This window comes from Streptomyces odonnellii (genome assembly GCF_000981895.1).
Classification (GTDB): domain Bacteria; phylum Actinomycetota; class Actinomycetes; order Streptomycetales; family Streptomycetaceae; genus Streptomyces; species Streptomyces odonnellii.
Genome location: NZ_LATD01000531.1, coordinates 1 through 2,481, shown reverse-complemented (window position 1 = coordinate 2,481; position 2,481 = coordinate 1). Strand labels below are relative to the sequence as shown.

The window sequence follows — 2,481 nt, the reverse complement described above, 5'->3', positions numbered from 1 at the left end:
GGTGGCGGGCGGGCTGGCGTTTCTGCGCCGCCGGCTCACGGGGGAGTACGAGGTCGACGAGTTCGGCTACGACAAGGAACTCACCGACCAGGTCCTGATGTCGCTGATCCGGCCGTTCTACGAGAACTACTTCCGGGTCGAGGTGAAGGGCATCGAGAACATCCCGTCGGACGGCGGGGCGCTCGTGGTGGCCAATCACTCCGGGGTGCTGCCGCTGGACGGTCTGATGATGCAGGTCGCCGTCCATGACAACCATCCGGCGGAGCGGCATCTGCGGCTGCTCGCCGCCGATCTGGTCTTTGTGCTGCCGGTGGTCAATGAGCTGGCGCGGAAGGCCGGGCACACGCTGGCGTGTGCGGAGGACGCGGAGCGGCTGCTGCTGCGCGGCGAGGTCGTCGGGGTGATGCCGGAGGGGTTCAAGGGCATCGGGAAACCGTTCGGCGACCGCTACAAGCTCCAGCGCTTCGGGCGCGGCGGGTTTGTGTCCACGGCGCTGCGGGCGCGGGTGCCGATCGTGCCCTGCTCGATCGTCGGAGCGGAAGAGATCTATCCGATGATCGGCAACGCGCGGACGCTGGCGCGGCTGCTGGGCATTCCGTACTTCCCGATCACGCCGACGTTTCCCTGGCTGGGGCCGTTCGGGGTGCTGCCGCTGCCGACGAAGTGGACGATCCAGTTCGGTGAGCCGATCGCGACGGACGGCTATCCGCCGGAGGCGGCGGACGATCCGATGCTGATGTTCAATCTGACGGATCAGGTGCGGGAGCAGATCCAGCACACGCTGTACAAGCTGTTGGTGCAGCGCCGCTCGGTGTTCTTCTGAGGCGGTTGCTGTTCTTCTGGGGCCGTTGCCGTTGCCGTTGCCGTTGCCGCTGTGCGGTGGCTGTGGCTGTTGCGAGGCGTGGCGCTTCCTGTCGGGCTTGGGGAGCACCACGCCTCGCGGGGCGACGCGTCGGCTGTGTCAGTCGGCGTCCTCGGCCCTGATGCCCAGACCCGGCAGCAGATCCGGCAGCAGCGGCGGGATGGTGACATCCGGGGCCGGGCGCTCCGTACTGCTCTGGTTCTCGGTCGGGGACGGAGTGGCGCTGTTCGACGGCGGGTCGAGCAGTCCGCCCGTACTGCCGCCGAGGAGGCCTTCCTCGGACGAGCTTTCCGAGTGCTGGCCGGGCGGGTGCGGTGCCTCCTCGCTGGGGTGCGAGCCCGCGCCGCTCGTACTCGGTGAGGACGGCGAGGGGCGGTCGGGACGGTCGGCGGCGGCCGAGTCCTGGGTGGCGCCGGGGCGGGTGATGCCCTGCTGGGTCTCGGGGGCGCGGGGCAGCAGGGACTGGAGCGGCGCGACCTCTTCGTCTATGGCGTCGAACACCGAACTGACCTCGTCCCCGACATCCGTGAGCTGTACGGGCAGCCGGTCGCGGAGTCCGTTCCAGGTGTCGCGGTGCGAGGCGGAGAACGAGGAGAGCGTCGCGATCGGGCCGAGCGAGCCGTCCCGTTCGTATGCCTGATGGAGCAGGCGGTGGCCCTCGGCGGCATCGTGCTTCATTCCGCTGAGGGTGCGCCGGATCTCGGTCAGGGACTCGTGGTCGAGCCGGCCGGAGCGGTCGCGCTCCATCAGTCGCCGGGCCTCGCCGAGCCGGGTCGAGGCATGGTCGAGATACAGCTCGCCGCGGTCGGACTCGCCGTCCGCGAGATTGAGCTTGAAGTCCTCCATGCCCCGCTTCAGCCCGTACAGCGAGTCGCCGGGCAGGGCGTCGGAACTGGCCGCGGCCACCCCGCCGAACGCGCCCGCCGCCACACCGACCGTGAGCCCGCCGGCCGCGAGCCCCTTGGACCAGCGGGATCTGGGGCGCAGCTTGCGGAACCGGGAGGCCCGGTGGGCGCCCCGGCCGGAGGTCCGCTGCTCAGGGACCGTAGGGCCCGGGGACACCCCCCCGGCCGCTGTGCCCTCCAGCAGCATGGCCTCCATGGCTGCCACGAGCTGGGCCCGTTGTGCCACTTTGACCTCGGGGTCCAGCGTGGGTTTCGGCAGTTCGCCGAGGCCCTTCGCCAGAGCCAACAGCCGCCCCTGTTCGGCCGGTTCGGCCGACTCGGCGGGCTGTTGTCCGGCCGCCGCGCCCTGGACCGTCTGGTCTTCCAGGGCCTGGGCGAAGGCGTTCGCCCGCCGGTGTGCCGAAACGTTCGCGATCACTGGCGGCACCTCCTCTCGTCATGACGATCGACTCCCCTGGGGGTCCGGAAGGTTGCACGCCTTGAGCACATCCACACGATTGAGTGAGTGGCTGCGGGCATGGCGTGACCGCAGGGAGCCTGCATCCCGCACAACGAGCGTCGCGGCACATGGGTTACGCGCGGAGGATGATCCGACCAGTGCGTCATCGAGGCGTCACCGAGGGTGAGTTGACGTTTGCGGCGAGAGACGAGGAGGGGGTACGGCGGGTGTGCGAGGGGGCGTTCATGAAGGGCGGGTGAGGGGCGGTGCTGGTA

2 protein-coding genes are annotated in these 2,481 nt (G+C 70.0%); one reads left to right on the top strand and one right to left on the bottom strand.

Going from position 1 to position 2,481, the window contains the following annotated elements; translation table 11 throughout:
* Positions 1 to 823, top strand: an 823-nt coding sequence (locus WH07_RS34545; protein ID WP_046508937.1) for a lysophospholipid acyltransferase family protein, incomplete at its 5' end; no start/stop codon positions are given.
* A gap of 138 nt (positions 824 to 961) precedes the next feature.
* Here WH07_RS34545 and WH07_RS34540 read toward each other — a convergent pair.
* On the bottom strand, positions 962 to 2,185 hold the full coding sequence (locus WH07_RS34540; protein WP_046508934.1) for a DUF5667 domain-containing protein: 1,224 nt from the start codon (positions 2,183 to 2,185) through the stop codon (positions 962 to 964).
* Positions 2,186 to 2,481 lie beyond the last annotated feature (296 nt).